The organism is Thermococcus onnurineus NA1 (assembly GCF_000018365.1).
Lineage (GTDB): Archaea > Methanobacteriota_B > Thermococci > Thermococcales > Thermococcaceae > Thermococcus > Thermococcus onnurineus.
This window is the reverse complement of record NC_011529.1, coordinates 620,627-647,295: the sequence shown is the minus strand read 5'-3', so window position 1 is coordinate 647,295 and position 26,669 is coordinate 620,627. Positions and strand designations below refer to the sequence as shown.

General features: G+C 50.9%; 29 protein-coding genes and 1 tRNA gene. 14 read left to right on the top strand and 16 right to left on the bottom strand.

What is annotated here, in order from left to right; genetic code table 11:
* Window positions 1–77: 77 nt before the first annotated feature.
* The 3 genes from TON_RS03575 (at window position 78) to TON_RS03565 (ending at window position 2,820) form a co-directional block, all read left to right on the top strand.
* Window positions 78–1,136, top strand: a complete 1,059-nt coding sequence (locus TON_RS03575; RefSeq protein ID WP_012571654.1) for a hypothetical protein — start codon at window positions 78–80, stop codon at window positions 1,134–1,136.
* Window positions 1,097–2,236, top strand: coding sequence for a DUF835 domain-containing protein (locus TON_RS03570; protein ID WP_012571653.1), 1,140 nt, complete (start codon window positions 1,097–1,099; stop codon window positions 2,234–2,236). The genes TON_RS03575 and TON_RS03570 overlap by 40 nt, the downstream gene beginning before the upstream one ends.
* Before the next feature lie 362 nt (window positions 2,237–2,598).
* The gene (locus TON_RS03565; protein ID WP_012571652.1) at window positions 2,599–2,820 is read left to right on the top strand and encodes a hypothetical protein; all 222 of its coding nucleotides are present in this window, start codon (window positions 2,599–2,601) and stop codon (window positions 2,818–2,820) included.
* 75 nt (window positions 2,821–2,895) lie between these two features.
* Here the strand turns inward: TON_RS03565 and TON_RS03560 are convergent, their stop codons facing one another.
* Both TON_RS03560 and TON_RS03555 read right to left on the bottom strand, forming a co-directional pair.
* Window positions 2,896–4,086 carry a molybdopterin molybdotransferase MoeA gene (locus TON_RS03560; RefSeq protein ID WP_012571651.1) on the bottom strand — a complete coding sequence of 397 codons (1,191 nt, stop codon included), beginning with the start codon at window positions 4,084–4,086 and terminating at the stop codon, window positions 2,896–2,898.
* Between the two features lie 2 nt (window positions 4,087–4,088).
* Window positions 4,089–4,604, bottom strand: coding sequence for a MogA/MoaB family molybdenum cofactor biosynthesis protein (locus TON_RS03555; RefSeq protein ID WP_012571650.1), 516 nt, complete (start codon window positions 4,602–4,604; stop codon window positions 4,089–4,091).
* Between the two features lie 112 nt (window positions 4,605–4,716).
* Here TON_RS03555 and TON_RS03550 point away from each other — a divergent pair, with 112 nt between their 5' ends.
* Window positions 4,717–5,304, top strand: coding sequence for an adenosylcobinamide amidohydrolase (locus TON_RS03550; RefSeq protein WP_012571649.1), 588 nt, complete (start codon window positions 4,717–4,719; stop codon window positions 5,302–5,304).
* Here TON_RS03550 and cobT read toward each other — a convergent pair.
* Entirely contained in the window at window positions 5,301–6,308 is a 1,008-nt protein-coding gene (cobT, locus tag TON_RS03545) for a nicotinate mononucleotide-dependent phosphoribosyltransferase CobT (RefSeq protein ID WP_012571648.1), read from the bottom strand. The genes TON_RS03550 and cobT overlap by 4 nt on opposite strands.
* A 68-nt stretch (window positions 6,309–6,376) precedes the next feature.
* Here cobT and TON_RS03540 point away from each other — a divergent pair, with 68 nt between their 5' ends.
* Window positions 6,377–7,831, top strand: a complete 1,455-nt coding sequence (locus TON_RS03540) for a cobyric acid synthase (protein ID WP_012571647.1) — start codon at window positions 6,377–6,379, stop codon at window positions 7,829–7,831.
* Here TON_RS03540 and TON_RS03535 read toward each other — a convergent pair.
* Window positions 7,806–8,351, bottom strand: coding sequence for a GTP--adenosylcobinamide-phosphate guanylyltransferase (locus tag TON_RS03535; RefSeq protein ID WP_012571646.1), 546 nt, complete (start codon window positions 8,349–8,351; stop codon window positions 7,806–7,808). The genes TON_RS03540 and TON_RS03535 overlap by 26 nt on opposite strands.
* A 59-nt stretch (window positions 8,352–8,410) precedes the next feature.
* Between TON_RS03535 and TON_RS03530 the strand changes: the two genes are divergently transcribed.
* The gene (locus tag TON_RS03530; RefSeq protein WP_012571645.1) at window positions 8,411–9,526 is read left to right on the top strand and encodes an MJ1477/TM1410 family putative glycoside hydrolase; all 1,116 of its coding nucleotides are present in this window, start codon (window positions 8,411–8,413) and stop codon (window positions 9,524–9,526) included.
* A gap of 13 nt (window positions 9,527–9,539) precedes the next feature.
* Here TON_RS03530 and cobS read toward each other — a convergent pair whose 3' ends face one another.
* The 4 genes from cobS to TON_RS03510 are packed head-to-tail and all read right to left on the bottom strand — an operon-like array spanning window position 9,540 to window position 11,538.
* Window positions 9,540–10,241: an adenosylcobinamide-GDP ribazoletransferase gene (cobS, locus tag TON_RS03525; RefSeq protein ID WP_012571644.1), complete on the bottom strand. Its 702-nt coding sequence runs from the start codon at window positions 10,239–10,241 to the stop codon at window positions 9,540–9,542.
* Window positions 10,242–10,244: 3 nt separating this feature from the next.
* Entirely contained in the window at window positions 10,245–10,655 is a 411-nt protein-coding gene (cobZ, locus tag TON_RS03520; RefSeq protein WP_012571643.1) for an alpha-ribazole phosphatase CobZ, read from the bottom strand.
* Complete coding sequence (locus TON_RS03515) at window positions 10,652–11,293, bottom strand: PAB0415 family putative ATP pyrophosphatase (RefSeq protein ID WP_012571642.1); 642 nt, start codon at window positions 11,291–11,293, stop codon at window positions 10,652–10,654. Before TON_RS03515 ends, cobZ begins: the two co-directional genes overlap by 4 nt.
* Window positions 11,290–11,538: a hypothetical protein gene (locus TON_RS03510; RefSeq protein ID WP_012571641.1), complete on the bottom strand. Its 249-nt coding sequence runs from the start codon at window positions 11,536–11,538 to the stop codon at window positions 11,290–11,292. The genes TON_RS03515 and TON_RS03510 overlap by 4 nt, the downstream gene beginning before the upstream one ends.
* 42 nt (window positions 11,539–11,580) lie before the next feature.
* Here TON_RS03510 and TON_RS03505 point away from each other — a divergent pair, with 42 nt between their 5' ends.
* From TON_RS03505 to TON_RS03495, 3 genes are read left to right on the top strand one after another with little or no spacing between them, the layout of a single operon-like run.
* Window positions 11,581–12,327: a uracil-DNA glycosylase family protein gene (locus TON_RS03505; RefSeq protein ID WP_012571640.1), complete on the top strand. Its 747-nt coding sequence runs from the start codon at window positions 11,581–11,583 to the stop codon at window positions 12,325–12,327.
* Window positions 12,315–13,199: an adenosylcobinamide-phosphate synthase CbiB gene (cbiB, locus tag TON_RS03500; protein ID WP_012571639.1), complete on the top strand. Its 885-nt coding sequence runs from the start codon at window positions 12,315–12,317 to the stop codon at window positions 13,197–13,199. Before TON_RS03505 ends, cbiB begins: the two co-directional genes overlap by 13 nt.
* Complete coding sequence (locus TON_RS03495) at window positions 13,184–14,146, top strand: aminotransferase class I/II-fold pyridoxal phosphate-dependent enzyme (protein WP_012571638.1); 963 nt, start codon at window positions 13,184–13,186, stop codon at window positions 14,144–14,146. Before cbiB ends, TON_RS03495 begins: the two co-directional genes overlap by 16 nt.
* On the opposite strand, the gene TON_RS03490 is transcribed toward TON_RS03495, so the two are convergent.
* On the bottom strand, window positions 14,068–14,886 hold the full coding sequence (locus TON_RS03490) for a class I SAM-dependent methyltransferase (protein ID WP_012571637.1): 819 nt from the start codon (window positions 14,884–14,886) through the stop codon (window positions 14,068–14,070). The two genes, TON_RS03495 and TON_RS03490, sit on opposite strands and share 79 nt — an antisense overlap.
* 243 nt (window positions 14,887–15,129) lie before the next feature.
* Here TON_RS03490 and TON_RS03485 point away from each other — a divergent pair, with 243 nt between their 5' ends.
* The gene (locus TON_RS03485) at window positions 15,130–17,784 is read left to right on the top strand and encodes a valine--tRNA ligase (RefSeq protein ID WP_012571636.1); all 2,655 of its coding nucleotides are present in this window, start codon (window positions 15,130–15,132) and stop codon (window positions 17,782–17,784) included.
* Between the two features lie 156 nt (window positions 17,785–17,940).
* Window positions 17,941–18,522, top strand: coding sequence for a ferritin-like domain-containing protein (locus TON_RS03480; RefSeq protein WP_012571635.1), 582 nt, complete (start codon window positions 17,941–17,943; stop codon window positions 18,520–18,522).
* A 16-nt stretch (window positions 18,523–18,538) separates the two neighbouring features.
* Here TON_RS03480 and trm10 read toward each other — a convergent pair whose 3' ends face one another.
* The 3 genes from trm10 to TON_RS03465 all read right to left on the bottom strand — a co-directional run bounded on the left by trm10 (window position 18,539) and on the right by TON_RS03465 (window position 20,937).
* Entirely contained in the window at window positions 18,539–19,651 is a 1,113-nt protein-coding gene (gene trm10 / locus TON_RS03475; RefSeq protein ID WP_048055152.1) for a tRNA (guanine(9)-/adenine(9)-N1)-methyltransferase, read from the bottom strand.
* A gap of 109 nt (window positions 19,652–19,760) precedes the next feature.
* Window positions 19,761–20,513: a hypothetical protein gene (locus TON_RS03470; RefSeq protein WP_012571633.1), complete on the bottom strand. Its 753-nt coding sequence runs from the start codon at window positions 20,511–20,513 to the stop codon at window positions 19,761–19,763.
* Window positions 20,514–20,859: 346 nt separating this feature from the next.
* Window positions 20,860–20,937 (bottom strand) — tRNA-Glu (locus TON_RS03465).
* Window positions 20,938–21,051: 114 nt separating this feature from the next.
* On the opposite strand from TON_RS03465, the gene trm5b reads away from it, so the two are divergent.
* Window positions 21,052–22,047 (top strand): tRNA (guanine(37)-N1)-methyltransferase Trm5b, encoded by a 996-nt coding sequence (gene trm5b, locus TON_RS03460; protein ID WP_012571632.1) that lies wholly within the window; start codon window positions 21,052–21,054, stop codon window positions 22,045–22,047.
* An 83-nt stretch (window positions 22,048–22,130) separates the two neighbouring features.
* Here the strand turns inward: trm5b and TON_RS03455 are convergent, their stop codons facing one another.
* A complete protein-coding gene (locus TON_RS03455; RefSeq protein WP_012571631.1) occupies window positions 22,131–23,456 on the bottom strand; it encodes a TldD/PmbA family protein in 1,326 nt (441 codons plus the stop codon).
* Window positions 23,457–23,466: 10 nt separating this feature from the next.
* Entirely contained in the window at window positions 23,467–24,834 is a 1,368-nt protein-coding gene (locus tag TON_RS03450; protein ID WP_012571630.1) for a TldD/PmbA family protein, read from the bottom strand.
* Window positions 24,835–25,181: 347 nt separating this feature from the next.
* On the opposite strand from TON_RS03450, the gene TON_RS03445 reads away from it, so the two are divergent.
* Entirely contained in the window at window positions 25,182–25,526 is a 345-nt protein-coding gene (locus TON_RS03445; RefSeq protein ID WP_012571629.1) for a cupin domain-containing protein, read from the top strand.
* 2 nt (window positions 25,527–25,528) lie between these two features.
* Window positions 25,529–26,218 (top strand): cysteate racemase, encoded by a 690-nt coding sequence (locus TON_RS03440; protein ID WP_012571628.1) that lies wholly within the window; start codon window positions 25,529–25,531, stop codon window positions 26,216–26,218.
* Here the strand turns inward: TON_RS03440 and TON_RS10575 are convergent.
* A complete protein-coding gene (locus TON_RS10575; RefSeq protein ID WP_238516351.1) occupies window positions 26,213–26,359 on the bottom strand; it encodes a CorA family divalent cation transporter in 147 nt (48 codons plus the stop codon). The genes TON_RS03440 and TON_RS10575 overlap by 6 nt on opposite strands.
* Before the next feature lie 26 nt (window positions 26,360–26,385).
* Window positions 26,386–26,580, bottom strand: coding sequence for an MBL fold metallo-hydrolase (locus TON_RS03435; RefSeq protein WP_012571626.1), 195 nt, complete (start codon window positions 26,578–26,580; stop codon window positions 26,386–26,388).
* Window positions 26,581–26,669 lie beyond the last annotated feature (89 nt).

The following is a 26,669-nucleotide window of genomic DNA, read 5'->3' as shown; positions in this document are numbered from 1 at the left end:
TTTTGTAGATTATCTTATCAAAAAGACGGGATTCGATAGAGGAAAGGTTTTTATATAACCCGGCCTAAGGGGTCCCCATGAATTACGGGGAAATATTGGACAATCTGTATCTCAATCCCTTGGATGTTGATGAAACCAAGACGCTCGAATACCTTCGGGGGATCTTCGAGTTTCATTTCCAGCGAACACCCTACTGGAGGAAGATTGCAGAGACTCTTAAGCCGAACCTTGATGATATATTTCAGGGAAACCTAAAGAATGTGTTTGAGAACATTTTCAATTCAGGACTGGCCGTTGATGAAGACTTTCTTAGGAACAACTGGCTGGAGTTCGTCCCCACCAACTATCGGGGCAGAATTCGTTTTTACCAGTCTTCTGGGACCACACGAGAACGGGCTATTGGACATTGGGACAATCACTATTTGAAGGTTCTTCATATCTACCTCAGGCAGGCGCTTGACAAAATTTACGGTCTTGATAAGATTTACAATGAAGAGCACCAAATGAAGGCAATTGCACACGGTCCATACGGTTGGTACCAAGATGAAATAAGTGAACTCGTCTGGAGCTATGGTGGCATATTGTATTTCATTGGCATGGAAACTGACGGATTGAAAAAAGTCTACGCGGAGCAAGGTCTTGGAGCAGTCCTTAAGATTCTTGACCCTCTCGTTAGGTACACGAAACGCGTGATGGAAAATGACAGGATAAACCTTGTTAGGTCCGCCCCACCACTTATGGCCCTCTTCGAACCATACCGCGAAACTATTGAGACCGCAATAATAAGTGGCGTTGGTATAAACCACGAGTTTTTTGAAATATTATCCCGGAAGTTTGAGAACACTACGTTAATACCCCTCTATGGCTACTATCTCTTTGGTGATCTCGTTGGTATTCATAAGGGCAATGAGTTCTGGTATTATCCTAATTATCCATTCACACTTATTTTTCCACTAAAGCAGGAGGGGGGTAGATATTGCATAGTTAAACATGGTGAACGGGGTAGGGTTGGCATAATAGTAGCCAGACCTGAGGTTCTAGTGATTAAATTTGAAGATGAGACTGCCATTAGGGCTCCCCCTGAAGGGCCATTCAAATGGGATGGGTTTGGAAATCCCCAAAGGAGTACGGGGTGAGAAAATTGGATAGTATTCAGGCGATTGTTTTTGTGGAGGCAATAATGGTACTTATGGCAGATTTGGTGGCAGCTGGATGGATATTTAAGATATATCTTCATAATAAAAGGAGATCTGCCTTAGCATTCTCTCTGGCTTGGATTTTCGATTTTCTTGCGATTTCTTCTACGGTCTTTACAAACCCAATATTTCAGATGCTTGGGGTTCTATTTCTTCCGGCATTTTCGGCGTTAATGTTCTACGGATCCGTAAAGTTCCTTGAGGAGGAGTCTATTGTAGCTAGACATAAAACCCTTACTATATTTGCCCCTATGCCTGTTTTTTTCATTGTTTATATGATGGGTGTCTATGCATACACTAAGGATCCCTTTTGGACAGCAACTAGCGCTGCAACACTGGGTATAAGTGGTATCTTCGTGATAGCGGGCGGGTTATTACTGAAGGAGACTGAAGAGATATACAAAACTGCCATTAAGATCCTTTATGTTAGCATAATTCTCTTTGGAGTCCATCTTGTACCTGCCGCGCTGTTCGGAACTAATGAGTGGTATAAACCAATCGGGTTTACCCTATCTACAGTTCTAATAGTTACTATGGTAGCCGCAATGGTGAAACTCACATCATCGGAATTCTTCAAACCTCCAAAAAGAGATGATGGTAACCCCATTAATCTCGAGCCTGGAGTTGTTTTAGTCAGTGAAACCGAATATCAAAAGATCAAGGAAAAGCTAAGAGGTCGGCCAGTACTTGCATTTATTAGGGATGTGGATGACATTCCAGAAGGGTGGAAATACTACTTTGTTACAACGATACCCTTCCAGGGCAAATTTAAGAACACTATAAATCCCACCAATCTCGCAAGGATAACCGAGATTTCTTACAGGTATCTTGAAGAGTTCGCAAAATCCGGTGAACATGGGATTATCGTAATTGACTGCCTTGAATATCTCACGATTTACAACTCGTGGGAGAGCCTCATGAAGTTCCTGTCAAAGTTGAGGGACTTTGTAATTGTCCACAGAGGAACTCTAATAGTTGTCCTCGAAAAGGAAAGCCTAGAAACCCAGCTCTACGCCCAGCTCAAGAAGCTCATTGGGTGAAGGCAACTTTATATACCTCTTCTTTTCCATCTTATATCGCCCCTGCGCGAGGACCCCGGGGAGAATGAACCGGGGGGCGATGCAGGGGCTACAGCTCGGCCTCAGCGAGGTCCCCACGGGAGGGCCTTCCGCGTTACGGAGCGCAATGACCGTGGGAAACCCAGGCCGAGCACAGCTAAGGCCCGCCTGGGTTAGCCCGCCCGAGCTCGCCGTCAGGCACCAATGAGGGTGGGAGTTACGGGCGGGCCATAGCATGAACATTTGTGTTCCCTACAAATTCTGCATTATTGGTCCAGATAATTGCAAAATCTGTATAGAAAAGGTTTATTTATCCTTGCGTGATATTAACAAATGTGAAAGACATGCAAGGGTTGAATACTCGGCGGGAAGACTTTGATAGCAAAATACAGGAGATAATTCCGTGGGCAAGGCCAAACCCACTGACAGAGGCTATAGATGAAAAAGAAAAGGAGAAACTCGAAGTCATCGAGCTTATAGAGAACCTTGCTGACCATGGAGAGCTTCCCAGTGAAGTTAAACTCCTCGTTAAGAAGCCGAAAAAAGAAGAGCTGATGGAGGAGTGAATGTTCTTTTCTATGATTCTTGGTTCTTAGTGTATGTTATTAGTTCATGGACTTTCATGATGTCTTGAGGAGTTCTTAATAAAGCACGACCTCTACGGTTTCCCCTTCTAAATAACCCTCACTGTCCTCTGGAATCACGATGTAGCCATTGCTCTTAACGAGCGAGCTTATTATCCCGCTGCCCTTTTTCTTAATCGGTCTTGCAACACCGTTTTCGTACCAGACCTTGATGAACTCATGCCTCCCAAGCTGACTCGAAACCCTCTCGGCCAGCTTTGCGTAAACTCTGATCTCATAGTTTTTAGCTCCGACGAGTTTCGCTAAAGCATGCTTGACATAGAGGTAGAACTGCACGAAGACTGCAACGGGATAGCCACTCATAATGAAGACCCTCTCACCGTAGCCTATTGGCCTTCCTGGCTTTATCGTTGTTCCGTGGAAGAGGAGCCTGACGAAGCGGTGGGCGAAGTCCTTGTCACCAAAGGCGCTTCCCCCTGTTACCAAGACGATATCGTTCTCGGCCTTTGCCTTCTCTATTGCTGCCTTTATTGTTTCTTCGTCATCGGGGACGACCCCGTAAAAGACGGGTTCACCGAAATACTGCTTAACAAGGCCCTCTAGCATAATAGAGTTGCTCTCGAGTATCTTCCCTGCCCTAAGCGCTTCCTCGTCGAACTTCTCGATGAGTTCGTCACCGGTGACAATTATCCCAACGCGAGGTTTCCTCTTGACCTTGACCGTTTTGAACCCTATGCTCTTGAGCAGTGACAGATCTTGGGGCCTTAAAACCTGGCCCTTCTTCAGCACGACCTGGCCCTTCTTTACATCCTCCCCGGCGAAGGCAACATTCTGACCCGGGGCGACGGGTCTGAGAACCCTGATTATCTCCCCCTCGCGCTCAACCATTTCCTGCATGAGAACTGCATTAGCCCCTTCCGGCATCTTTGAGCCTGTCATAAGCTTTACCGCTGTTCCTGGTTCGATTTTTGCCTTGCTCTCTTCCCCGGCGACTATCTCATCAATAACTTTAAGCTCAACGGGGCTGTATTCCCTAGCCTGGAAGGTGTCCTCGGCGCGCAAAGCATAACCGTCCACTGCAGAGCGATCGAAGGGCGGGCTGTCTATAGATGAGACTACGTCCTCGGCCAGAACCCTGCCAAGAGCTTCTTCGAGCGGTATCTCCTCGACGTCCGGGATTTCGGTTAAATCGTTTAGCATCAGCTCAAGAGCCTCTCTGTAAGGCGTCAGCTTCTTGAACTCGCGCATATTCACTCCCTCGCGTGCTTGAGTACATGATAGGCTTCCCTTTTTATTATCTCCACTCCGGTCTTGACTGCGTTCAGGCTTCCCGGCAGGCAGAAGACAACTATGGCCCTGCCATCGCTCCTAATGATTCCAGCGGTTGCCCTGGTGAGAACGACGGCTGTTCCAATCTCTTCATAGCTCCTCAGCCTGAAGACCTCGCCAAAGCCAACCAGCTCCTTATCGAAAAGCGTTCTTATGCTCTCTATCGTGACATCCCTGCTAGTTATTCCCGTTCCGCCTGTGGTAACGATCACATCGGCACCTTTTTCGATAGACTCAATGACTGCTTTGATTATTGCCAGCTTTTCGTCCGGCACGATAGTGTAATGGACGTTCTCGTTTCCACTCTCTTTCAGAGCCTCCACAAGAAACTTTCCGCTGGCGTCCTCTTTCTCTCCTCTGCTTGCGGTATCGCTGACCGTTATAACTGCAAACTTAAACTTCTTCGGCGCTTTTTTCCTGTGTTCCTCCGCTCCCATGCTATCACCCAAAAAATCTTTGCGAGGAAGTTAATAACCTTTTCAGTGATAAGCGGAAGCATTTAACAGAAAAAGCGTAAAGCGTTAATATGTCATCCTCGTAGAGTTCCCCATGGAGTCCAGACATTTCATAAAATCATTCAATGAACCTATGATGGCCCTCAGCAACGCGCCTCACAGAGGAGGTCTTGTTAACGCCAACGGCTTCTTTTTCATGAAAGTGCACAAGGACTATTCTGGAGACTACAAAGCTGACTGTCTCATCTTCGAGCGAGAGAATGGCCTTGAGAACTTTGTAGGCTTCATGACGGCAGCGGATATCCGCAGAGTTCTAGCTGTTTCAAGACATGGAAGCGTTACCGCCTATGTCACTGCAGGGATAACCAATCCTGCAATAGCCGGCGACGTCCCACCACCATGGAAGCCGGGTACAATAAATATGGCAATCGTGATAAACGAGGGGCTAACCGTTGGGGCTATGGCCAACGCGATAATGACAGCGACTGAGGCTAAGACATACACCCTCTTAAAGCTCGGCTACAAGGCCACTGGAACGACAAGCGACGGTATAGGGGTTTTTGCATATCCCGGGGAGAAAGAGTGGGCCGGAACAGCAACGGAGCTAGGAATAAACATCGGAAAAACCGTCAGGAAGGCTCTCGAAGAGAGTATAAGGAAGTGGGAGAGAATAAGAGGTTAGGTAGCCTTCAGCTCCATCAGCCTTCTGTAAAGCTCGTCCACCTTTCTGCTGACGTCTTCGGGGGAGAATCCGGCCTTAACCGCCAGCCAGGTGGCACCACCAGCCCCAACGCCCTCCTTAACGTAGCCATTCTCGTAGTCCCTGAGGCCTTTGAATTCGCTCTTCGAGAAGTCCAGATCAGCGGCGTAAGTGATTATCCCGATATCCTTTGCGGTGTCGATGAATGTGGCGCTTCTATCATTTACAACCCACTTGGTTGTCGCTATCATAAATCTGCTCATGTCCTCTTCGAGGGCCTTCAGCAGAGCTGCAACGGCGAGCATCTGGGTTCCACCAGCAAGAACGACTTTGCCTTTGAAACCGAGTGCTATCCCGACTACCGCTGCCATCATGGGGTCGCCGAACTGCTTGAGTGCTTCAAGGGGCTTCTCTTTGAAGTCTCCAGGCTTTATTCCGGCCCTTTCAAAGCCTGCTTTTATGACTTCCTCCTTTAGGCTCTGGGGGTTGTTTGGGGCCGCCGAAGAAGTTCTGGCTTCATAGCCGAGCGCCCAGAGGACAGCCTGAGCTGTTGTCGTTCCCCCTGGAGTGGACTCACCGATGACGAGCTCTTCGATTGGGGTATTGCTGAGCTCTTCGCCGAAGAGTCTCGCTCTCGCGATTATCTCCTCGGCCTCTTGTAAAGCCGGTCCCTTCCTGAAGTCCCTGCCAACGTAGTCGCTGATGTGGACGTGAGGCACGAGGGGAGCCAAGTAAGTTCCACCGCGGACTATCATCAACGGGAAGTTGGCAAGCTCCCTTGCGGCCTTGGTGATTATGGCTGGCGTAGGATGTCCATCGGGGGTAACGGGAATCACGTCTATGATTTTCGGCTTCTCGTAGAACAGGTATTCAGCATCAGCTGGTGGAGTAAGCTTTGTGAGCTCTGGCGTTGCTCCAGCAACGCTTATTCCTGGCACGGTGCTTATCTCTGTGTTTCCGAGGACAACCAGCATGAGGCTTTTCATAGTATCACCGATGGAGGTTTTATCCAACAGGTTTATATGTCCTTCGTCCACTTCCAGTGGGGGTGTGAATGGGAAAAGCCCTAATGGTTCAGGGAACTTCCTCCGGAGCTGGGAAATCCCTCCTCGTTATGGCTTTGTGCAGGATCTTTTCGAACTTAGGGTATGACGTTGTTCCGTTTAAAAGCCAGAACATGAGCCTGAACTCCGCACCGAGCATAGAAGGCGGCGAAATAAGTCGCGCCCAGTACCTTCAGGCGGTAGCCTGCAGAAAGAAGCCGTCGGTGAGGTTCAATCCAATACTCCTCAAGCCTGAGGGGAACATGAGGAGCCAAGTTGTGTTTATGGGAAAGCCAATAGGAAGCGTTTCAGCTAGGGAATACATGCTCTCCCGGAAGGAGGAGCTCTTTCGGAAGGCCATGAAGGTTCTGGATGAACTCATGGTGGAGCACGAGATTGTGATAATCGAAGGCGCAGGCTCGCCCGTTGAGATTAACCTCAAGGACTACGACATAGCCAACATGCGCGTTGCGAGGCACGCCAAAGCGAAGACCATCCTCGTTACCGACATCGACCGAGGTGGGAGCTTCGCTTCTATAGTGGGTACGATGGAGCTCTTGAGCAAGGAGGAGCGAAACTTGATCCTTGGCTTCGTATTCAATAAGTTCCGCGGCGATGCCTCCCTGCTGGAGCCAGGCTTCGAATATCTAGAGAAGCGCTACGGGAAGCCTACCCTCGGAGTCGTTCCCTGCATCGAGCACAAGTTGCCAGAAGAGGACTCTTTGACTAGCTTTCCGAAGGTTAATGGCGAGCTCCACATCCAGATAGTCAAGCTTCCCCACATAAGCAACTTTACCGACTTTGAGCCCCTTCACTGGGCCAATGGGGTGGACTACGTTACAAAAGCGGAGGAAATCGAAGGTGATTTGATAATAATCCCCGGGAGCAAGAACACCGTCGAGGACTTGCTCTGGATGCGCGAGAATGGAATAGAGGACGCGATAATTCAGGCTCACCACGAAGGTTCTTTCGTCGTTGGAATCTGCGGCGGCTTTCAAATGCTCGGGGAGAAGATAATCGACAACGTAGAATCGAAGCGCGGTGAGGTCAAGGGTATTGGACTGTTGCCCGCTAAAACAATCTTCACGCCCGTTAAACGGACAAATCACCTGAAGGCCGAAATCCTTTGGGAGCCGGCTAAGAGAATGAGCGTTGAGGGCTATGAGATAAGGATGGGCCGCTCAACCTCAGAGAGGCCCTTCTCGATAATACGCGAGATAAACGGTGCTAAGGCCTTTGAGCCGGAGGGAGCCCTTGGTGAGAGAACCTTCGGGACCTATCTACACGGCATCTTCCATAACTTCGCCTTTACGGAGCGTCTTCTCAACTTTCTGCGGGCGGAAAAAGGTCTCGAGCCGATAAGCGTTGGTGGATGGAGCATTGAGGAGGAGATAGAGCGCTTTGCTAGGGTTGTTGAGAAGAACCTTGACGTGGGATACATCATCTCGGAGCTCGGATTAGGTTAGCAATCCTCTTCGCAAGCTCCAGTTCTTCAGGAGTGTTCACATTTAATGACAACAGGGGATTTGTGAACTCAAAGAATCTCTCCCCTTCTTCAGCGACGGCATTCAGGCCAACGATTGCATAACCTCGGTAAACTACTGGATTCAAGTCTCCCGGCACCTTTTCAAGCGGAAGGACCCCTGTCAGGCTCGTCTTCCCGTCGAAGGCCTTCTCGATAAGCCAAAAATCCGAGGCCTTCACAAAGGGGATATCGGCGGAGACGCTTACGAATGGGCCGAACTCACGCAAAAGCCACTGGATATCTTGGACGTAGCCTTTTCCCGGCGTCTCAATGAAGGGAATCCCTTCCCTAAGGCAGAGCTCCCTTGTTTTGGGGGTGTTCCGCGATAGAGCAACGAGGACGTCGTCAACTTCCCCCGCTTCTTCGTAGACCCAGAGGAGCATCTGTTTACTGGCTACCTTGAGGACGGGCTTTTCCTGCCCCATGCGGGTTGATTTGCCTCCGGCGAGGATGATTATCATAATCCCACCGTTTATAAGTGGGAGAAACCGTTAAAAGGTCTTCTCTTTTACTTGGGCTTATGCCAGAAGTTAAAAGATATATACCCATTGTGATTCTCGTTGCTGTGCTGCTGGTTGGGGGTTGTCTCCTAGACACTTATCAGGGTTACCAACCCAATGAAACAACCTCAAGTCCAGTACAGCCTTCTTACTTCAACGGGAACACAAACTCAACTTTCTCCTCCCGTCCCTTAACATCAACTCGGGCCTTCTCCACTGAGACTATCATAAAAAACCTCAATCAAACAGAAGCCCCGACACCTTCATCTAATGAAACTGAAATCACTTCTAGTGTTTTTTTCAACGAATCACAGAATTTAACCTCTCTGATAATCAACAGCTGGGCCTACTGGCTTCAGAACGCGAGTTCCCTGGTTATAGCAGAGAGTGGCTTTGATTTAATCGTCATGGACTACTCGCGTGACGGAAGCGATGAAACTGCCTACAGCGGTGAGGAGATTGATCTGATTAAAAACGCGGGGGTTGTTCCGATAGCTTACATCAGCATCGGCGAGGCTGAGGACTATCGCTTCTACTGGAAAGAGGAGTGGAAAGAAAAACCTCCTGCCTGGCTCGGACCGGAGAATCCCAACTGGGAGGGGAACTACGCGGTAAAATACTGGGATGATGAGTGGAAGGAGATAATGTTTGAATATTTCGACAGGATCATTGCGCAAGGCTTTGCGGGGGTTTACCTTGATAAAGTTGACGAGTTCGAGTACTGGGGCGAGAATGGCTATGATGAGAACTGGACGGCCCGGAAGATGATCGAGTTCATACTCGAAATAGCAAACTACACGCGCTCGAAGGCCGGTGAGGATTTCCTGATAATCCCCCAAAACGGTGAGCAACTCCTTGAATATGATGACGGCAGACTTTTGAAGACGATTTCCGGCTGGGCCAGTGAGGACGTCTTTTACGACGGCCTTAAGCCGAGCCCTTGGAGGGACGAGAAGGTGCCTTACTTGGACACGGTTGTTAAGGCCGGAAAGCTTGTTTTAGTGGTTGACTACGTGGATGACAGAAGTAGTAGCGAAGAAAATCTCGTGAGGATCCTCGACTTCATCGAGAAGGCTCATGAAGGGGCTACATCCCCTACGGGGCAATGGAAGACAGGGAGCTGGACGAGCTCGTGATTATCCCGGGTGTTCAGCCGCCCAAGTAAGCTCCCGCAAACGCCACAACCAAAAGCGTCCCAGCCCTCGTTATCTCCGCTATTGCACCTATGCAGTCGCCGTTTATTCCGCCAAAGTTGTCGAGGGCAACTTTGATGGCGTAACCTCCGAAAGCCAGACCAAGGAGCGAGACCAGGGCATTTTGCTCGTAGACAACTACAGGGACGAGGAGAATGGCGTAGAAGATGAACCCACCGAGGAGCTGGCCGCTGTTCATCCTCTCCATGAAGTAGGCCCCAAGCCCTTGGCCGAGCGGTTTCCTGGTTGCCAGCGCGAGGAGCATGGCGAGCTTTGAGTTTAGCTCCGCTAGAAAGATGGCGTAGAAAGGAACGAGCTGGAGGGAATAGACCTGTAGGAACAGAACCATGACCACCGCGAAGAGACCCGCTATTCCGGTGTTCAGGTCTTTCATTGCCTTTATTTTCCTCTCGCGATTGCCTTTGACCATAACTCCGTCGGCGAAGTCCGCCAGACCGTCAAGGTGGAGAAGGCCGATGGTGAAGTAGAGCGCCAAAACCGCCAGGACGTTCGAAAGGGGAAGTTTTAAGTAGAGGACAAGCGTTGGGAGCGCCGAACTCACCAAAGCGACAAGTGGAAAGGCCCAGAGCTCCTCGCGAACTTTCTCGAAGTCGCCCTTGATTGGCACCCGTGTCAGGAAGGGGAGGAGGTTTTTCATGACTCAGTCCTCCGAAAGGAGTTTCGTCATGCAGCCCGCTATGAAGCCGCCTACTGCGTCGTCCAGAAAGGGTGGCAGCTCCTTCAGTATTCCGGGCTTTCTCGTGTCATAGTAGAAGAAGTTGAAAAGGGCCATTTTACCGCCGATGTATTCTGCTATGCTTATTCCAATGAGCTCATCGGCTACTAAGTTCACGGGGTCACCTTCAACCTCGAAGTTCTCCTCAAGGAGGAGCGCCGCCATGAGCAGAGACTGAACGTTGATGTCGTCAAGATAACGGAGCATCGTCTCCTTCAGCAGTTTTCTAACGTCTCTGGCATTTTCACCGATGTAGAGCTCCATCGCAGTATCGAGCATCTTTTCAAGGGTTATGCCTTTTGATTCAAGTTTTCTGAGGGTTTCTCCGGCTCTCATTTTCTCACCAGCCTGAACTTCATCCACCAGTAGGTCTCGCTCTCCTCCACCTTCAGCGGCTTCAGCTCAAAACTTCCCTCAAACAGCGGGCACTTTAAGACCGCTGTGTGGAACTCAGCGAACTCGCCGAGGGGGTCGATGCCGGGGTTTGCATCGAGGAAGCGCTCCAAATCCTCAACCGAGCGGAAGGTGTAGCCGAGCCATTCCTTGGATAGCTTCTCTTTGTTGACCGCGATTATCGCGTATTCAAATCCCGCTTCTAGTATCTCTCTCGCGAGCTTAAACGTGTTCCTGCCCCATAGAGGCTCCAAGACTTTAACGCCCGCTCCTTCGGCCAGCCTTTCGATCCACTCCAGGTGGTCTTCGAGAAGCACATCTCCCGCGATGAGGTAATCGACGCCGAGTGAGCCGATGAATTCAGCTAAAGCCTCGCTCCCTTTTGCCATATCAAAGATCAGAAGCCCCTTTCCCATAGCCCCAGCGAGCTTTTCCAGCTCGCTCAGGTTCTCATAGTGTGGCGAGACTCCGATGGTGGTCTTCAGGACAAGGAAATACGGGACACTTATGCCGCTTTTCTGGGCCAAATAAGTTGCATAAAGCCCGTCCTTGCCGCCGGAGAAGAAGGCAATGCCCTTCAAGTTGAACCCTCCAGCCTTGTCTGCTCGTACTCCTCGCGGAGGATTGAAAGCTTCTTTTCATCAACGTACGCCACAACCGCGCCGCAGTCGATGCAGAGCCAGGGCCTGCCCTTTACTCCCGGCTTCAGGAAGCCTGTCAGTCTGCTCTTCCAGGGCGGGACCCAGAAGTACTGGGCGTGCCCAAGGAAGTCAGTTTTGCTCGGCACCATAGTCCCTCCGCAGAAGGGACACTTTCTCGTCCCCATGTCACCACCAGAATTATAAACGCCTTGGATGTTTTATCCTTTATGCTGCTGAAGCTTGACGAGCTGGAGCAGATTGGAAAGGTCTATGTAAATCCAAGAAACCTTAAGACTAAGCCCCTCTTCCTCAGGGACTGGCGAGACTTTCTCAACCTCGAGGAGAAGGTTTACGGCCTCTACGCGAGGACGATTTACAATCCGGAGCAACGCTTCCTTGTCGTCGATATGAAGGATGAGAAAGTCTCAGGAGAGCTTGAGGCCCTTTACCGGGAGTTTCTCCGCGAACCGCTGAAGTTCTGCCACGAGGAGTATTACAGCTATCAGCTCGAGGTCAGGAGTTTCGATGGTCTGCCCTTCGCCAATGGCTGGGTCGGTTCGGGCATTGTCCTTGTAGGCGAAGCGCCTGGGAGGAAGGGGTGTGGATTAACTGGAATATGCTTCTATCGCGACACCTCGGGAATGCTGCTCAGGAAGACCCTCTTTTCTCTAGGGATTAACCCAGACTTTGTCTACATCACCAACGTCGTGAAGTGCAACCCGCCAGGGAATAAGCTTAAGGGCTTCGACGAACGGGAGCTCAGTCTCCTCCAACGGGAGCTTGAGATCCTGAAGCCAAAAGCTATTTTTGCCATCGGCAGGACGGCGGAGAAGGCCCTAAAAAGGCTTGGCTTTGATGCAACTTATTTAAGACACCCCGCTTGGTACGTGCGCAGGGGCTTGAGGGAACCTAACGAGGAGATGCTCAGTGAATACACCCAGGTAAAGGAGGCCCTCGGAGAATGGAAGCTTTAGTAACTTTTGTGGTTGCGCTCCTCTGGGATTTCCTCCTCGGCGAACCGCCAGCATTAGTCCATCCCACCGTCTGGTTCGGCAGGCTAATCGGTCTCTTTGATGGGATATACAGAAGAAGAAGCTCGATTTTGGACTTTCTCGCCGGAACCTCTGCTTCTCTCTTTGTCATCACCTTCGCCTTTGCCCTCTCCAAGCTTCCGGAGCTTCTGCCAGAGTGGCTGGGTTTCGCCCTGGGCGTTTACCTTCTAAAAAGCTCCTTCGCGATTAAAAGCCTCGCCCAGCACGTGGAGAACACGGTGAGGGACAACATAGAAGAGCAGAGGAAGTACGTGGGCTGGATAGTCAGCAGGGACGTCTCAAAGCTCGATAGGGCTCATCTCAATTCAGCGGCCATAGAGAGCCTCGCAGAGAACATCACAGACAGCATCGTTGCTCCGCTCTTCTACTATCTCCTCTTCGGCCTGTCAGGAGCTCTTGTTTACCGTGCTGTGAATACTCTGGACGCCATGATAGGCTACCGCGATGAAAGGCACGAGTATTTTGGCAAGTTTGCAGCGCGTCTTGACGATTTGCTCAACTTCATCCCAGCCCGCATTACCGTTCTGCTCTTCCTGCCCCTCAGTCCGAGAAAGGTTCTCGAATACTGGGGGAAGGCGAAGTTTAAGATAAATGCCGACAAGCCCATAGCAGCTATGAGCGCCGTCCTCGGAGTATGGCTTAAGAAAGAAGGGGTCTATCACTTTGAAGGCAGGGAGCCGACGCTCGAAGATATAAGGCGGGCGCTGAGGATTTATTGGATTGTCGTGGGAGAGTGGATAGCTGTCGTGTTGCTACTGCTCTTAACGGGGGTGTGTCCATGCTTGAACCCGTGAGATTCTCAACCTATCACGGAGGGGCGAGGGAAGAGGGTTTGCTCGACTTCTCTGCCTCGCTCAATCCGTATCTGCCAGAGTGGACCGGTGAGATGTTTGAAAGGGCGAAATCTATCAGCAATAGGTACCCATACTACAGGGGGCTTGAGGAGGAGCTTTCCAAACTCGTCGGAAAACCCGTCACGGTTACGGCAGGCATAACCGAGGCCCTTTACCTCATCGGAATCCTCGCGCTAAAGGGAAGGAAGGTCATCATCCCGCGCCACACCTACGGGGAATACGAGAGGGTGACGAAAATCTTCGGGGCCGAGGTCATACCAGGCCCAAACGATCCAGAGAAGCTCGCCGAACTCGTAGAGAACGAGAGTATCGTTTTCTTCTGCAACCCCAACAACCCCGACGGCAAGTTCTACTCGCCAAAGGGGCTCAGGCCTCTTCTCGATGCCGTCGAAGACAAAGGCGCGCTCCTTATACTTGATGAGGCATTCATAGACTTCGTCAAAGGAGCGAAAAGTCCAGAAGGGGAAAACCTCGTGAAGCTCAGGACCTTCACCAAGAGCTACGGGCTGCCCGGGATAAGGGTGGGCTACGTCATCGGCTTTGAGGAGGCCTTTAAAAGCGTCCGCATGCCCTGGAGTATAGGCTCGCTCGGCTACGCCTTTTTGGAGTTCCTCATCGAGGACGGCTTCGAGCATCTCAAGAAAACGATGCCTCTAATCTGGCGCGAGAAGGAGCGGATGGAAAAGGCCCTGGACATCAAAAGCGATGCCAACTTCTTCATCAAGCGTGTTGGGGATGCAAAGGCGGTCGTTGAAGCGCTCAAACGTAAAGGAATAGCCGTCCGCGACTGCACGAGCTTTGGTTTGCCTCAGTACGTCCGCTTCAGCGTGAGGAAGAGGGAGGAGAATGAGAGGCTTATTGAGGCATTCAGGGAGCTTGGCCTTTGATTCCAACGAGCCAGAGTCTCCACGCATTCGCCGGAAGCTCTCTGAAAGTCGCCATAAATTCTAACCTCGTCGAAGTGCTTCTCAGCAAGCAGGCGCATTTCCCTGGCGGTGTAAACGTTCAGGTTCTCGTGAGTGAAAAAGGCTTTGACTTCACCATCCGGATGGATTATCTGAACAAGATGCTTAAGGTGAAGCCTCTGGCTGGCGTTCTCGAACTCCCTCCATGTCGTTGTCACGACGATCTCGTTTCCTTCACGCTCTTCTCTCACATCGGGACCCTCATCACGGTAGAAGAGCAAATTCGACCAGTCTGCGACGAAGACTCCTTCAGTCCGTAGAGCTTTAATTACAGAATTAAATAATTCGTTAATTCTGTCCTCATCGAAGTAGAGGATGCTCGAGAATAGCATCGTCACCGCGTCGAACTCCTCTTGGAAGTCGAGTGCCGCGGCATCTCCCAACATGAATTCCACGCTCAACTCCTCTCTCTGGGCCTTCCCTCTGGCCACAGTCAGCATCTCCTCGTTGATATCGAGACCCACAACCTCATAGCCCCGCCGGACAAGCTCAAGGGTTGGCGCACCGGTTCCGCAAGCTATGTCGAGAACGCGCCTAACTTCCCGCCTCGCGTCGTTCCTGAAGATTCTTTCGACGAAGCCAATTTCCTGGGAGATCCTCTCCAGCCGCGCTCGATAGATAACGTCATAGTAGCGCGCGAGGCTCCTGTAGAGCTCACCCACGGAATCACCTCATCTGAGCTTTCCTTCAAATGTTGTCACGAAAACCTTTTAAGGCTATGCACCATTAGGGGCATCGGTGGTGCCTATCGTCCATCGGAAGATTCGGGAAAACTAAAGCTCGTGCACGCTTCTTGGTTTCTGGGTTAGTGCAAACTCTAGGGGCACCACCGAAGGGATTAACCTTTTTAAACGTCCCTTCTGATAGGGAAATCATCACTGAAAAAGCCTCAGGTAGGTGGTAAGATGCTCCCGAAGACTTACAACCCGCAGGAAATCGAACCCAAGTGGCAGAAGTTCTGGCTGGATGAAAAAATCTACAAATACGAACTCGACGAGAAGAGACCGAGCTACGCGATCGACACTCCACCCCCGTTCACAAGCGGAACACTCCACCTTGGTCATGTGCTCAGCCACACCTGGATTGACATTGTGGCCCGTTATAAGCGCATGACCGGCTACAACGTGCTCTTCCCACAGGGCTTCGACAACCACGGCCTTCCGACCGAGCTGAAGGTAGAGAAGGAGTTCGGAATCAGCAAGGATCAGCCAGAGAAGTTCCTTCAGAAATGTGTTGAGTGGACCTGGCAGGCCATCGAGGCCATGCGCAACCAGTTCATAAGGATAGGCTATTCCGCCGACTGGGATCTGGAGTACCACACAATGGACGACTGGTACAAGGCAACGGTCCAGAAGTCCCTCCTCGAGTTCTACAAAAAGGGCATGCTCTACCGCGACGAGCACCCGGTTTACTGGTGTCCGAGATGTAGGACGAGCCTTGCCAAGGCCGAGGTAGGTTATGTTGAGGAAGATGGCTTCCTCTACTACATCAAGCTCCCGCTTGCTGATGGCTCCGGTTACGTCCCGATAGCCACTACCAGACCGGAGCTCATGCCGGCCTGTGTTGCCGTCTTCGTGCATCCTGATGACGAACGCTATAAGGATGTCGTTGGCAAGAAGGTGAAGCTCCCCATATTCGAGAGGGAAGTGCCGGTTATAGCCGACGAGGACGTCGATCCGACCTTTGGAACCGGTGCCGTTTACAACTGTACCTACGGCGATGAGCAGGACGTCGTGTGGCAGAAGCGCTACAACCTGCCGGTTATCATAGCCATCAACGAGGACGGCACCATGAACGAAAGGGCCGGCAAGTACGCTGGTATGAAGACCGAGGAGGCAAGGAAGGCCATCGCTGAGGATCTCGAAAAGATGGGCCTTCTCTACAAGAAGGAGAAGATAACCCACCGCGTCCTGAGGCACACCGAGAGGAGCTCCTGTATGGCCCCAATCGAGCTCCTGCCGAAGAAGCAGTGGTTCATAAAGGTGAAGGACTTCACGGACGAGATTGTGAAAGTGGCAGAGAAAATCAACTGGTATCCGAGCGACATGTTCCTCCGCCTCAAGGACTGGGCCGAGTCAATGGACTGGGATTGGGTTATAAGCAGGCAGCGCGTCTTTGGAACCCCAATCCCGTTCTGGGTCTGTAAGAACGGCCACGTAGTTCCTGCCAGAGAGGAAGACCTGCCCGTTGACCCGCGCTTTGACAAGCCGCCCGTTGAGAAGTGCCCGGTCTGCGGTGCCGAGCTCGAGCCTGTAACTGACGTCCTCGACTGCTGGGTGGATTCGAGCATTACGCCGCTCATCATCACCAAGTGGGGCAAGGACGAGAAGTGGTTCAAGCACAACTTCCCAACGGCTCTGAGGCCGCAGGGGACCGACATCATCAGGACGTGGGCATTCTACACAATATTCAGGACCTACGTGCTCACCGGGGAAAAGCCCTGGGACGACATCCTCATCAACGGAATGGTGGCTGGTCCAGACGGGAGGAAGATGAGTAAGAGCTACGGCAACGTCGTTGCACCGGATGAGGTGATCCCGAAGTACGGCGCCGATGCCCTGAGACTCTGGACTGCCTTAGCGCCGCCCGGAGAAGACCACCCGTTCAAGTGGGAAACTGTTGACTACAACTACCGCTTCCTCCAGAAGGTCTGGAACATCTACCGCTTCGCCGAGAGACACCTTGAAGGCTTTGATCCGGAGGCAGCAAAAGGAATCGAGCTGGAGCCGATTGACCGCTGGATACTCTCGAGACTTCACAGGCTCATCAAGTTCGCCACGGAGGAAATGGAGAAGTACCGCTTCAACCTGCTCACGAGGGAGCTGATAACATTCGTCTGGCACGAGGTCGCTGACGACTACATCGAGATGATCAAGTACCGCCTCTACGGCGACGACGAGGAGAGCAAGCTGAAGGCAAAGGTAGCCCTCTACGAACTGCTTTACAACGTCATGCTCCTGCTCGCTCCGTTCGTGCCGCACGTAACCGAGGAGCTCTACCAGAACCTCTTCAAAGAACGCATCGGAGCGAAGAGTGTCCACCTCCTCGAATGGCCGAAGTACGACGAAGGCAGGATTGACGAGAACGCCGAGAAGCTCGGCGAGCTGGCCAGGGAGATAGTAGGTGTCATGAGGCGCTACAAGAACAGCCACGGCTTAGCACTCAACGCCAAGCTCAAGCACGTGGCGGTCTACGCTACCGACTCCTACGAGATGCTGAAGGCCATCGAAAAGGACATCGCCGGAACTATGAACGTTGAGAGGCTTGAGATAATCAAGGGCGAGCCAGAGCTCGAGGAGCGCATCATCGAGATAAAGCCCAACTTCAGAACAGTAGGGCCGCGCTACGGCAAGCTCGTGCCAAAGATAACCGCCTACCTCAAGGAGAACGCCGAGGAAGTTGCCAAGGCCCTCAAGGAGAGCGGCAAGGTCGAGTTCGAGATTGAAGGACAAGATGTCGAACTGAGCAAGGACGACATCGTTCTGAGAAAGGCAGTGTTCAGCGATGGCGAAGAGGTTGAAACGGCCGTCGTTGGAGACGCTGTGATTCTGTTCTTCTGAATCTTTCCATTTTGTTACTTTATCGTTTAAGCTCGTCCTTAGCGTCAACATGCCAGTGCTACTGATTATACAAGGTTGTAGGAAATATTACAGGTCACGGTATCCTCGAAAAAAGTTTTTTAACAAGTGCCCACTAATTGCCTTCAGGGATGTGATATGAGCAAGGCTCTGGAAATGTTTATGGAAAAGGCCAGCATAAACGAAAACGTCATGAAAACTCTTCGTGAAATATCCAAGCGCTCATTGAAAGAAATCCTTTCATACATCATCAAAGGAGAAAGAGACGCTACGGGACTTTATACGTTCCTGCACCAAAACATGCCTGAGGAGTACGCAAAAAAGAAATTCAAGGAGTTCGTTGAGATTGAGGAAAGTCACGACAAGAGAGTCCGGACGATATTTGAGGGTCTGTTCCCCGGAGAAGAACCATTAGATATGCCTTTGAATAGCTGGGCAGAGGTTCTTGCGGAGAAAGACTTCCGGCTTAAAAATGTAGAGGATTATCTAACTGTACTGCGTATAGGTATGGATACCGAGAAGCTTTCGGAAGCTATCTACATAGTGCTCATGGAGAGGCTGGAAGATCCAGAACACAAACGTATCATGAGCGAACTCGCAAACGATGAGAGAGATCACTATGAGTTTCTAAAGAAAGAATACGACTTTTACTCCAAAGTTGAAGCCAAGAAGTCCCTGGAGGAACTCGTTAGAGAGCTCAGAGAAAAGAAGGGGGCTTAAGATTTTTCTATGCTTTTTAGCAGTTGTAGCACAGCATCGCGGCCTTCTTGAGAAGTATGACCCTGTAAAGCTTGCCGTTGATTATTCTAGGGTTGGAAATCTTGTTGAGGTGGTGCATCCGCTTCCTCTCGAGCGCGACGAGATTTAACTCGCGCAGAACCTTTACGAAGTCCTCCCAGCGTATCTTAAGCCACTTGGAATACTCGTCAAACAGCTCCTTCTCGACGACGCGGTAAACTTTGCCGTTTATCATGTAGCGAGTCGCATGCTTTGGAAGCTCCTTTCTGAGGCGCCAGCGTGCGTGAAGTGGCTCCTGGAACTCGTAGACTGCCTCATCCATTGACTTGCCATCAATCATCATCTTAAGGATTATGCCGAGGATTCTGTTTATCCTGTCCGGGACGCCAACGACATCACCCCTAAGGACTATTTTCCTCCTGTGGACTTTTATTCCTTCCTTTTCAAGCTCTTCGCCGATTTTTGGCGTGGTCTTCTTCTTGGTTCCACCGGTGTCGACGATTCCCCCGATTATGAAGGCCTTAACGTCGAAGTCCTCCTCTCCCAGAACTTCCTCCGCCCAGGGGTCGAGGAGTACGACCTCATCGATGCCCTCTTCTTTCAGGAAGTTGGCGGTAGATCCTTCGTATGTCGTTATCCTCTCAACCGGGCCGTGGAACATGGATTTGAACTCATCGTTCGCCCAGGTTACCGCCAGCTCTTTTCCTGTGAAGTAGTCTCTCAGCAGGCCGTAGCTCTGAGCCACCTGAAGGCATATCTTACCCTTTTCCTTCTGGGTGTGCTTGTCCCAGTGCATTAGGTCAATTATGAAGTAGGGCCACTCCGGAATGCGGGCCTTCAGGTCTTCAGCTCTGATTAGAACCTTGAACTTTTTCGCCATGCAGCCCGGCACGTAGGCGTAGCGCGAGCCCTTAACGCGGTTCCCGTTTAAATCCCACGCAACTACCGTTGGCTCTGGGACTTCTGCTATGACTCCTTTTCCGTTAAGGACATCCACGGCCACATCCTGGAGCTTATTCTTTGACTTACGGTAGCGCTTTGAAAGCACGCCGAAGCTCTCTATACCCTTCTCCTGCAGAACTTCCCTGAAAACCTGGGCGAGTGTCTTCATGGCCATCGGGCGGGAAAACGGATGAAAGGTTAAAAGCCTTTTCATTTACATCATTAACTCCGGCAAAAAATATTGGGATTGTATAGGATGCCGAATTCAAAAAAATAAATCAAAGAACTTGAATCCTGTGTTCTTTTGAGAGCTTTATTGTGTAATGCCTCGGTTGGAACTCAGGGACAAGGGATCTTGGTATTAGTATAGTCTCCTCTAGACCCGCAGTGCCAGTATTGGAAATGAATTCTATGATTTGGTCACTAAGACTGTACAGCCATGCTGTTACATAATCGGGAACAGCTTCTCTGTTTAGGAGTGCAATGGTGAGAATATTAATTTTCCTGCCTTTATTTACCACTTCATTTTCAAAGCTGGCGAGTGAGGCTCTTATCAGGTTGTCCATGGTTTGTTTTCCAAATTCATGGTAGAGCCCTTCCAACGTCGCAGCTAGACCAACTACAGTTGAGCCTTCAGGGATTCGTGATGATAGTCTGCTATATATTTGAAGCAATTTTGGAATCCCTGTATCGCCACTCCAGTCCCTTATCTGGATAACGTACGGACTATTGTATGGGATATCGTACTTGGATCCGAAGAGGTCAATTATGTAAAGCTTTCCTGCTTTTCCTTCTTTTTCAAGATCCAATCCAGCACATTTGGTTCTCAATTGAAGCTTTGAAATTGGTAGGGTCGTATTTAATATGACTCCAATTGCCCCCTGATCAATCATGCTCTTGAATATCTTCAAACCAAGTACCCATCCCAGTGACCTTTTGTCATGGGATATCAAAAGATTCCCCATATCGACTATTCCTCCACCCAAGGCAGAATCAATCTCCTCTATTCCAGTCTTGACAACACCTACCATAATACCACCATAGAGGGTCTCCTTTTAATGTTAAAAAATTTTCGGCATTATTTTGACAATATGTTATAATTGTTTGGAAAATCTCCAAAATTACAAAAAACTATCGAGATACAATATAGAGATGTAAAAATCACTCATCCAAAATGAGTGCTGAGCTTGGAGGCAGCTGAAAGTCTAAAGACCGGTATTTCAAATTCATGCAGCTTTGGATTTAAAGGTTGTGGGGCCTTTGAGGGTGGCTTATAGTAGGTCTCGTTTTATTAATGGCATGTTGAGGTGGCTCTTTTTCAAAGAGGGCTTGTCTCCAGTGGTGAAGCTGCTCTTAGAAAGGTGGGTGAGAGAATTTTGGTGCCCCGGCCGGGATTTGAACCCGGGGCGCGGGCTCGAAAGGCCCGCATGTTTGACCGGGCTACACCACCGGGGCCCGATATTAGGGAAGGGTGAGCGTTTAAAAATCTTTCGTCGCTGGAGCTTGGATGTAATATCCTCGGAAGTCAAAACGGCAAACCTTTTGAACCTCCAGCGTAACTAATCCCTGATGTTCGCCGTAAAAGTCCCCAAGAGAGAAGCCGAAAAGACGAGACGAAAGCTCATCGAGCTCGGTGTTCTGGCTAAAAGCTACTCCGTGAAGCGGGAGGGCGAGTTCATACTCTTCCCTGTCACCGGGCCAGTTGAAGGCTTTGAAATCGTGGAGGCAGAGTTCGAGAAGACTAAGCGGAGGCCCCACAGTTACCGCGAGGTCGTTGAGGTTCCCGAAGAAGTGAGGCCTCTTCTCCCGAGTTCTTTCGACATCATCGGCGATGTCGCGATAATCGAGCTTCCCGAAAAGCTGATGCCCTACGGGAAGGCCATTGGTGAGGCAATTCTGAAAGTCCACAGGCACATAAAGGCCGTCTTCGCTAAGGGGAGCAAGATTGAAGGTGAATACCGCGTTAGGGAGCTGATTCGCCTTGCTGGTGAGAGGAGAACCGAAACGCTCCACCGAGAGAATGGGATACGGCTCAGATTGGACGTTGCTAAGGTCTACTTCTCGCCGAGGCTCGCCACCGAGAGGATGAGGATATTCGAGAAAACCCAGCCGGGTGAGATCGTCTTCGACATGTTTGCCGGCGTCGGACCATACTCGATACTCCTCGCAAAGAAAGCAAAGCTCGTCTTCGCCTGCGACATCAACCCCTGGGCAGTTAGGTACCTCGAAGAAAACAGAAAGCTGAACAAGATGCCGAATGTTGTCCCCATCCTTGGCGACGTTAGAAAGATCGCTGGTAGAATTGAGGCCGACCGCGTGATAATGAATCTCCCCAAGTTCGCCGATCGCTTTTTGAGGGAGGCTATGCTGAGCGTTAAGGACGGCGGAATTGTCCACTACTATGGCTTTGGGCCCGAGGAGAACCTCTTTTTTGAACACGAGGCGAAAATAAATGGTATAGCGAAGGGGCTCGGCTTCCACGTTGAGTTTTTGGATGAGAGAAAGGTCCGCCCCTACGCGCCGAGGCAGTTCAACATCGCGATAGACTTCAGGGTTTTGAAGTGACTGTTTTACTAGGGGGAACATTCTTTTTTAGCTGCGTGCTTATTGAGAGCAGAGGCTCTAAAAGTTGAGAAAAAAGAAAGGCGTCACTTTCCGGCAATTTTCACATTCTCGAACCTGATGAACGGCGTTATCATTGTCGTCATGAAGGGCATAACGATCTGCTCCTTACTGACCTCGCTGGCCTGTTTAAGCAGTTCATAGACGTTGCCCGCTATGAGGAAGACGCTGGAGCCGACGACTTCACCGTCCTCGATGAGGTAGGCCGGATTAGCTGTTACAGCGAAGTTTCCGTTGTCCGGGTTGCTCGAGTGCGCACCTTGGAAGCCGTCCACGAAGTAGCCCCTGTCAATCTCGCTTATCATATCCTCAAAGCTCTTTTTACCGTTCTCGATTGCCATGGTGTGGAAGCCGATGTTTATTCCGCCGCTCCTCAAATCACGCTTGCCGTTTCCTGTGCTCTCAGTGCCGTAGATTCTGGCCCAGTAGTTGTCCCAAACGAAGCCCCTGAAGGTTCCTTTCTCGATGAGGACGTTCTTCCTCGTTGGGACACCCTCACCATCGGCTATAACCGGCTCAATGGCGAGCTCGTGGAACGGGTCGTCGTAGAGAGTAAGAACCTCGCTCGCTATCTGTTCCCCGACCTTGTCTGCAAGTGGAGTGGTCTCCTTGACGAGCCTCTCGCCGCTGAAGGCCGGGAAGAGTGCGTAGCTGAAGAGGCCCGCTATCGCCCATGGGCCGAGAATTATCGGCACTTCCTCGTTCTTGCTGGCTTTCACGTTGTAAGCCCAGCCGACCTTCCGAACGGCCCTTTCAACCACACCATCAACATCGAGGTTGAGGTCTCTCCTCGCTTCGAAGTCGAATATGCCAGGGGTTACGACGCCTTCTTTTCTGCCGACCAGCTCGAAGAATATGTAGGCAGCTCCTCCTTCCTGTTCGACATCGATGCCGTGTGAGTTGATGATCTGCCTCTCCTCCCAGGTTACGCCGCCTTCTCCACCCGCAACGATAGCGTTGGGGTCTTTCTCGCGGGCGAGCTTAATGCCGTGAACTATCATCTCGACCAGTCGGTCAGGAGGGGTCTCCTTAAGCTCATAGTTCGGCTTTGGGGCCTCGCGGTATTTGCCCGGCTCCGGAAGTGAAACCCACTTCTCATCCGGGCTGTTTAGCTTTGCCATCTTCGCAGCCTGCTCTATTGCTTCCTTTATTCTTGCCGGCTCGTCGCTGTCGATTATCGCTAGGCCGAGGCGCTTGTCCTTTATTCCCCTGATTATCGTTACGGCGCCGCTTCTGACGCTCGCCATTGAAATCTCGTTCAGTTCGATGTTGACGCTAACATTGCGGGAGCGGTAAACGGCAATTTCGAGTTCGTCAAAAAACTTCTCGCCGAAGCGGATAAGCTCCTCCATCTTCACCACCTCACCCGATAAGTATTCCTCCGTCGAAGCGCATGTGAGGCCCACCCGAGCTGACAAAGGCAATCTGTCCCTTCCCGCAGAAGCCGACTTCAAGGCCAAAGTCCTTACCGACCGCGCTTATCTTCTTGAGGGCTTCTATTGCCACGCCGGTGATAGAGGTGTCCCTTATAGGCTCTGCAATCTCACCGTTCCTGATGACGTAGCCTTCCTGAATTCCAACCTGGAAGGCCGAGTTGAGCTGCGCTTGACCGCCGCGGAAGTCAACTACGTAGTAACCGAACTTTATGTCCTCGATGAGCTCCTCGAAGGAGTAATCACCGGGCTCGAAGACGGTGTTGCGCATTCTGATTATCGGCGGGTAGCGATAGCTCTCGGCCCTTGCATGGCCATTTGGCTCCATTCCCCACTTGTGGGCGTACTCGCGGTTGAGCATTATCTCCTTGAGAATTCCGTTCTCGATGATGTGGATGTCCTTAACCGGAACACCCTCGTCATCGTACTTGTCGTTGCCAAAGCCACCCTCAACGTAGCGCTCGCTCATTGTGACGTACTCTGGGGCAATCTGCTTGCCGATGAGGTCCTTAAACGGTGAGTTTATCGTTAAGTCCGCCTCTGCAAGGTGGCCAAGAGCTTCGTGGGCGATGATGCCGACGACTATTGGGCCCGCTACGATGGGCCACTCGCCGCGCTTTGGAGCGATGCCGTCCAGCTGGGAGTGCATCTTCCTGAGGAGCCTCTCAGTTACCTTCTCGTTGGGTTCGTGATCTGTCATGAGTTCCCAGCCATAGTCAACGGCTCCGATGCTGTCCCTTGCCATCGCAAGCTTTCCTTCCTTCTTTCCGGTAACGTAGGTTCCCTGGAAGAGGTAGTTGTAGTCCCACTCTATTCTGGTTCCCTCGTTGGTGAGGAGTATCTTCTGCCCGCTGCCGTCTTCGTAGCGTATCTGAACGCTCTTTACTGCATTATCCTCCTTGAGGAGCTTCTCAAGCTCCCTAAGGTGAGCGACTTTCTCCTCGACGTCTACGTGAGCGGGTTTAATCTTCATCTTGCTCTTCACGAAGTCCTGGACGGGCTTTACCTCGGCCAGCTCAATCTTCTCATTCTTGGTTTGAGCGGCAGCCCTGGCGAGTTTGTAAGCCTCCTCGATGGCCTTTTCGATGTTGTTAAGGTCGCTCGTCGAAGAAAAGCCCCAGGCACCGTCTGCGAGAACCCTTATCGCAACGCCCTGATGGAATTTGCCGGTGAAGCTTGTAAAGACACCATCCTTGAGGCCGAGCGTCGTTTTTCTTAAGTTCTCATACCTTAACTCTATGTATTCCGCTTTCAGGTTGTCCTCAGCCCATTTAAGGGCCTTCTCAAGCGCCTCCATGGTCATCACCGTTTACGTTTGTCCACTGATGTCTCGGGGAAGAGATATAAAAGTCTTTTGAGGGTTTCGATGGTTGTCGAAAGAAATGATTAAAACTTCTGAGGTCTTAATACTCAAGAGGGGAATCATGCACCTGCACTTCAGCAGGAGAAAGGTTCTAATTGTCTTCATTTCTTCTGTCTCTGATCTAAGCTCCTTGAATTCAAAGAGCTACTTGAGATTAACGGAAACGGAACTATACTAGGATCCCTGAGTGCGGGCTGCCATTGTGATGTGTTTGAACTAATAGGGAAATGCAGGCAATGATTTTATTTAGTTCCTTTTCTAATTGCCTCCTGGTGATCTTCATGAAGGCCGGGATCAAAAACCTCATCGACAGGGGCACTTACAGGAAGCTCCCTCTCTTCGAGGGTGAACTTCCAGAGGGAAGCTACGCCCAAATCGTCGAGGTGAAGCCGGGACAGACGGTTAAAAAGCACTATCACGAGAAGCAGTACGAGCTGTTCTACATAATAAGCGGCGAGGCCAGGCTCGGCATCGGTGATACCGAGTACCTTGCAAAACCGGGCGACATCTTCCTCGTCAAGCCAAAAACCGTCCACTGGGTCATCAACGAGCGCGACGAGCCCTTCAGGCTCTTCGTGGTCAAGCTGAATTACTACGGCGACGATTCCGTCTGGCTGGAGGAGTAATGATGACCGAGAGGGTCATCGGAATACTCGGCGGCATGGGACCGTTAGCCACTGCAGAACTCTTCAGAAGGATAATCGAGAAGACACCAGCAAAGAGGGATCAGGATCACCCGAGGATAATCATCTACAACAACCCGAAGATACCCGACAGGACGGCGTTCATCCTCGGGGAGGGCGAAGATCCGAGGCCAGAGCTTGTAGAGAGCGCCAGAAAGCTCGAGAGCTGGGGGGCGGACTTTATAATAATGCCCTGCAATACCGCCCACTTCTTCGCGGAAAGCATTCAGAGGAAGATAAGCATACCACTCGTCAGTATGGTGGAAGAAACCGCGAAGAGAATAGAGGAGATGGGACTTAAGAAGGTCGGTCTTTTGGCCACCGATGGAACCATTAAGGGCCTTGTTTATCACCGTGCCCTCCTTGACAGGGGGATTCAGATAGCAGTGCCCATCAAAAAGGATCAGGAGCTCGTCATGAAGGGTATTTACGAGGGGGTTAAAGCTGGAAACCTCGAGCTGGGCAGGGAACTTCTCCTCCGGGTTGCCAGGAGGCTGGAAAAGAGGAGCGAAGGCATAATAGCCGGTTGCACGGAGGTCAGTGTTGCGCTAAAGCCCGAGGATTTGAGCGTCCCTCTTATTGACCCGCTCGATGTGATAGCGGAAATGGCTGTGAGGCTGGCCCTCGGTTTATAACCACCCCTTTCTTTTGAAGTAGTGGAGCATCCCAACGGCAGTGAGCAGCATGCCGGATATTGTCATGAAGTAGCCGTAGCGCCACCCCAGTTCGGGCATGTAGCGGAAGTTCATTTCGTAGATGCCCGTTATGAACGTCAATGGGATGAAAACCGCTGAGACAACGGTCAGAATTCTGATAATGTCGTTCCTGCCATAGATCTCCAGAAAGCTACCTCCGCCTTCAGCCCCGTGCAGTGGCCGGTGTAAACCTCCTCCACGTCCACCTCAAGAAAGCCGTTTATTGTTTTCTCTATCCGCTCTTTACTTGCATCAATCAGGTGAAAGTTTCCAATGATTGCTCTTATCCCCTCTATCGCCATCTATCTTACAGCGCGCCGACGACGTCGAAGAGGATTCTTTTCCCGTTTTTTCGATGAGAAAGCTCACACCGTGCTGCGCCAGGAATGGG

Bases quoted from the DNA above. Each gene is read 5' to 3' on its own strand.
- TON_RS03435 (WP_012571626.1), bottom strand. From the start codon at position 26,580: ATGGCGATAGAGGGGATAAGAGCAATCATTGGAAACTTTCACCTGATT.
- TON_RS03440 (WP_012571628.1), top strand. From the start codon at position 25,529: ATGACCGAGAGGGTCATCGGAATACTCGGCGGCATGGGACCGTTAGCC.
- TON_RS03540 (WP_012571647.1), top strand. From the start codon at position 6,377: ATGGGAAAAGCCCTAATGGTTCAGGGAACTTCCTCCGGAGCTGGGAAA.
- TON_RS03575 (WP_012571654.1), top strand. From the start codon at position 78: ATGAATTACGGGGAAATATTGGACAATCTGTATCTCAATCCCTTGGAT.
- TON_RS03455 (WP_012571631.1), bottom strand. From the start codon at position 23,456: ATGGAGGAGCTTATCCGCTTCGGCGAGAAGTTTTTTGACGAACTCGAA.
- TON_RS03470 (WP_012571633.1), bottom strand. From the start codon at position 20,513: ATGGTAGGTGTTGTCAAGACTGGAATAGAGGAGATTGATTCTGCCTTG.
- TON_RS03565 (WP_012571652.1), top strand. From the start codon at position 2,599: ATGCAAGGGTTGAATACTCGGCGGGAAGACTTTGATAGCAAAATACAG.
- cobZ (WP_012571643.1), bottom strand. From the start codon at position 10,655: ATGAGAGCCGGAGAAACCCTCAGAAAACTTGAATCAAAAGGCATAACC.
- TON_RS03445 (WP_012571629.1), top strand. From the start codon at position 25,182: ATGAAGGCCGGGATCAAAAACCTCATCGACAGGGGCACTTACAGGAAG.
- cobS (WP_012571644.1), bottom strand. From the start codon at position 10,241: ATGAAAAACCTCCTCCCCTTCCTGACACGGGTGCCAATCAAGGGCGAC.
- TON_RS03505 (WP_012571640.1), top strand. From the start codon at position 11,581: ATGCTGCTGAAGCTTGACGAGCTGGAGCAGATTGGAAAGGTCTATGTA.
- TON_RS03555 (WP_012571650.1), bottom strand. From the start codon at position 4,604: ATGGGAGCGGAGGAACACAGGAAAAAAGCGCCGAAGAAGTTTAAGTTT.
- TON_RS03560 (WP_012571651.1), bottom strand. From the start codon at position 4,086: ATGCGCGAGTTCAAGAAGCTGACGCCTTACAGAGAGGCTCTTGAGCTG.
- TON_RS03535 (WP_012571646.1), bottom strand. From the start codon at position 8,351: ATGATAATCATCCTCGCCGGAGGCAAATCAACCCGCATGGGGCAGGAA.
- cobT (WP_012571648.1), bottom strand. From the start codon at position 6,308: ATGAAAAGCCTCATGCTGGTTGTCCTCGGAAACACAGAGATAAGCACC.
- TON_RS03485 (WP_012571636.1), top strand. From the start codon at position 15,130: ATGCTCCCGAAGACTTACAACCCGCAGGAAATCGAACCCAAGTGGCAG.
- TON_RS03450 (WP_012571630.1), bottom strand. From the start codon at position 24,834: ATGGAGGCGCTTGAGAAGGCCCTTAAATGGGCTGAGGACAACCTGAAA.
- cbiB (WP_012571639.1), top strand. From the start codon at position 12,315: ATGGAAGCTTTAGTAACTTTTGTGGTTGCGCTCCTCTGGGATTTCCTC.
- TON_RS03510 (WP_012571641.1), bottom strand. From the start codon at position 11,538: ATGGGGACGAGAAAGTGTCCCTTCTGCGGAGGGACTATGGTGCCGAGC.
- trm5b (WP_012571632.1), top strand. From the start codon at position 21,052: ATGTTCGCCGTAAAAGTCCCCAAGAGAGAAGCCGAAAAGACGAGACGA.
- TON_RS03495 (WP_012571638.1), top strand. From the start codon at position 13,184: ATGCTTGAACCCGTGAGATTCTCAACCTATCACGGAGGGGCGAGGGAA.
- trm10 (WP_048055152.1), bottom strand. From the start codon at position 19,651: ATGAAGACACTCGCCCAGGTTTTCAGGGAAGTTCTGCAGGAGAAGGGT.
- TON_RS03570 (WP_012571653.1), top strand. From the start codon at position 1,097: ATGGGATGGGTTTGGAAATCCCCAAAGGAGTACGGGGTGAGAAAATTG.
- TON_RS03530 (WP_012571645.1), top strand. From the start codon at position 8,411: ATGCCAGAAGTTAAAAGATATATACCCATTGTGATTCTCGTTGCTGTG.
- TON_RS03480 (WP_012571635.1), top strand. From the start codon at position 17,941: ATGAGCAAGGCTCTGGAAATGTTTATGGAAAAGGCCAGCATAAACGAA.
- TON_RS03550 (WP_012571649.1), top strand. From the start codon at position 4,717: ATGGAGTCCAGACATTTCATAAAATCATTCAATGAACCTATGATGGCC.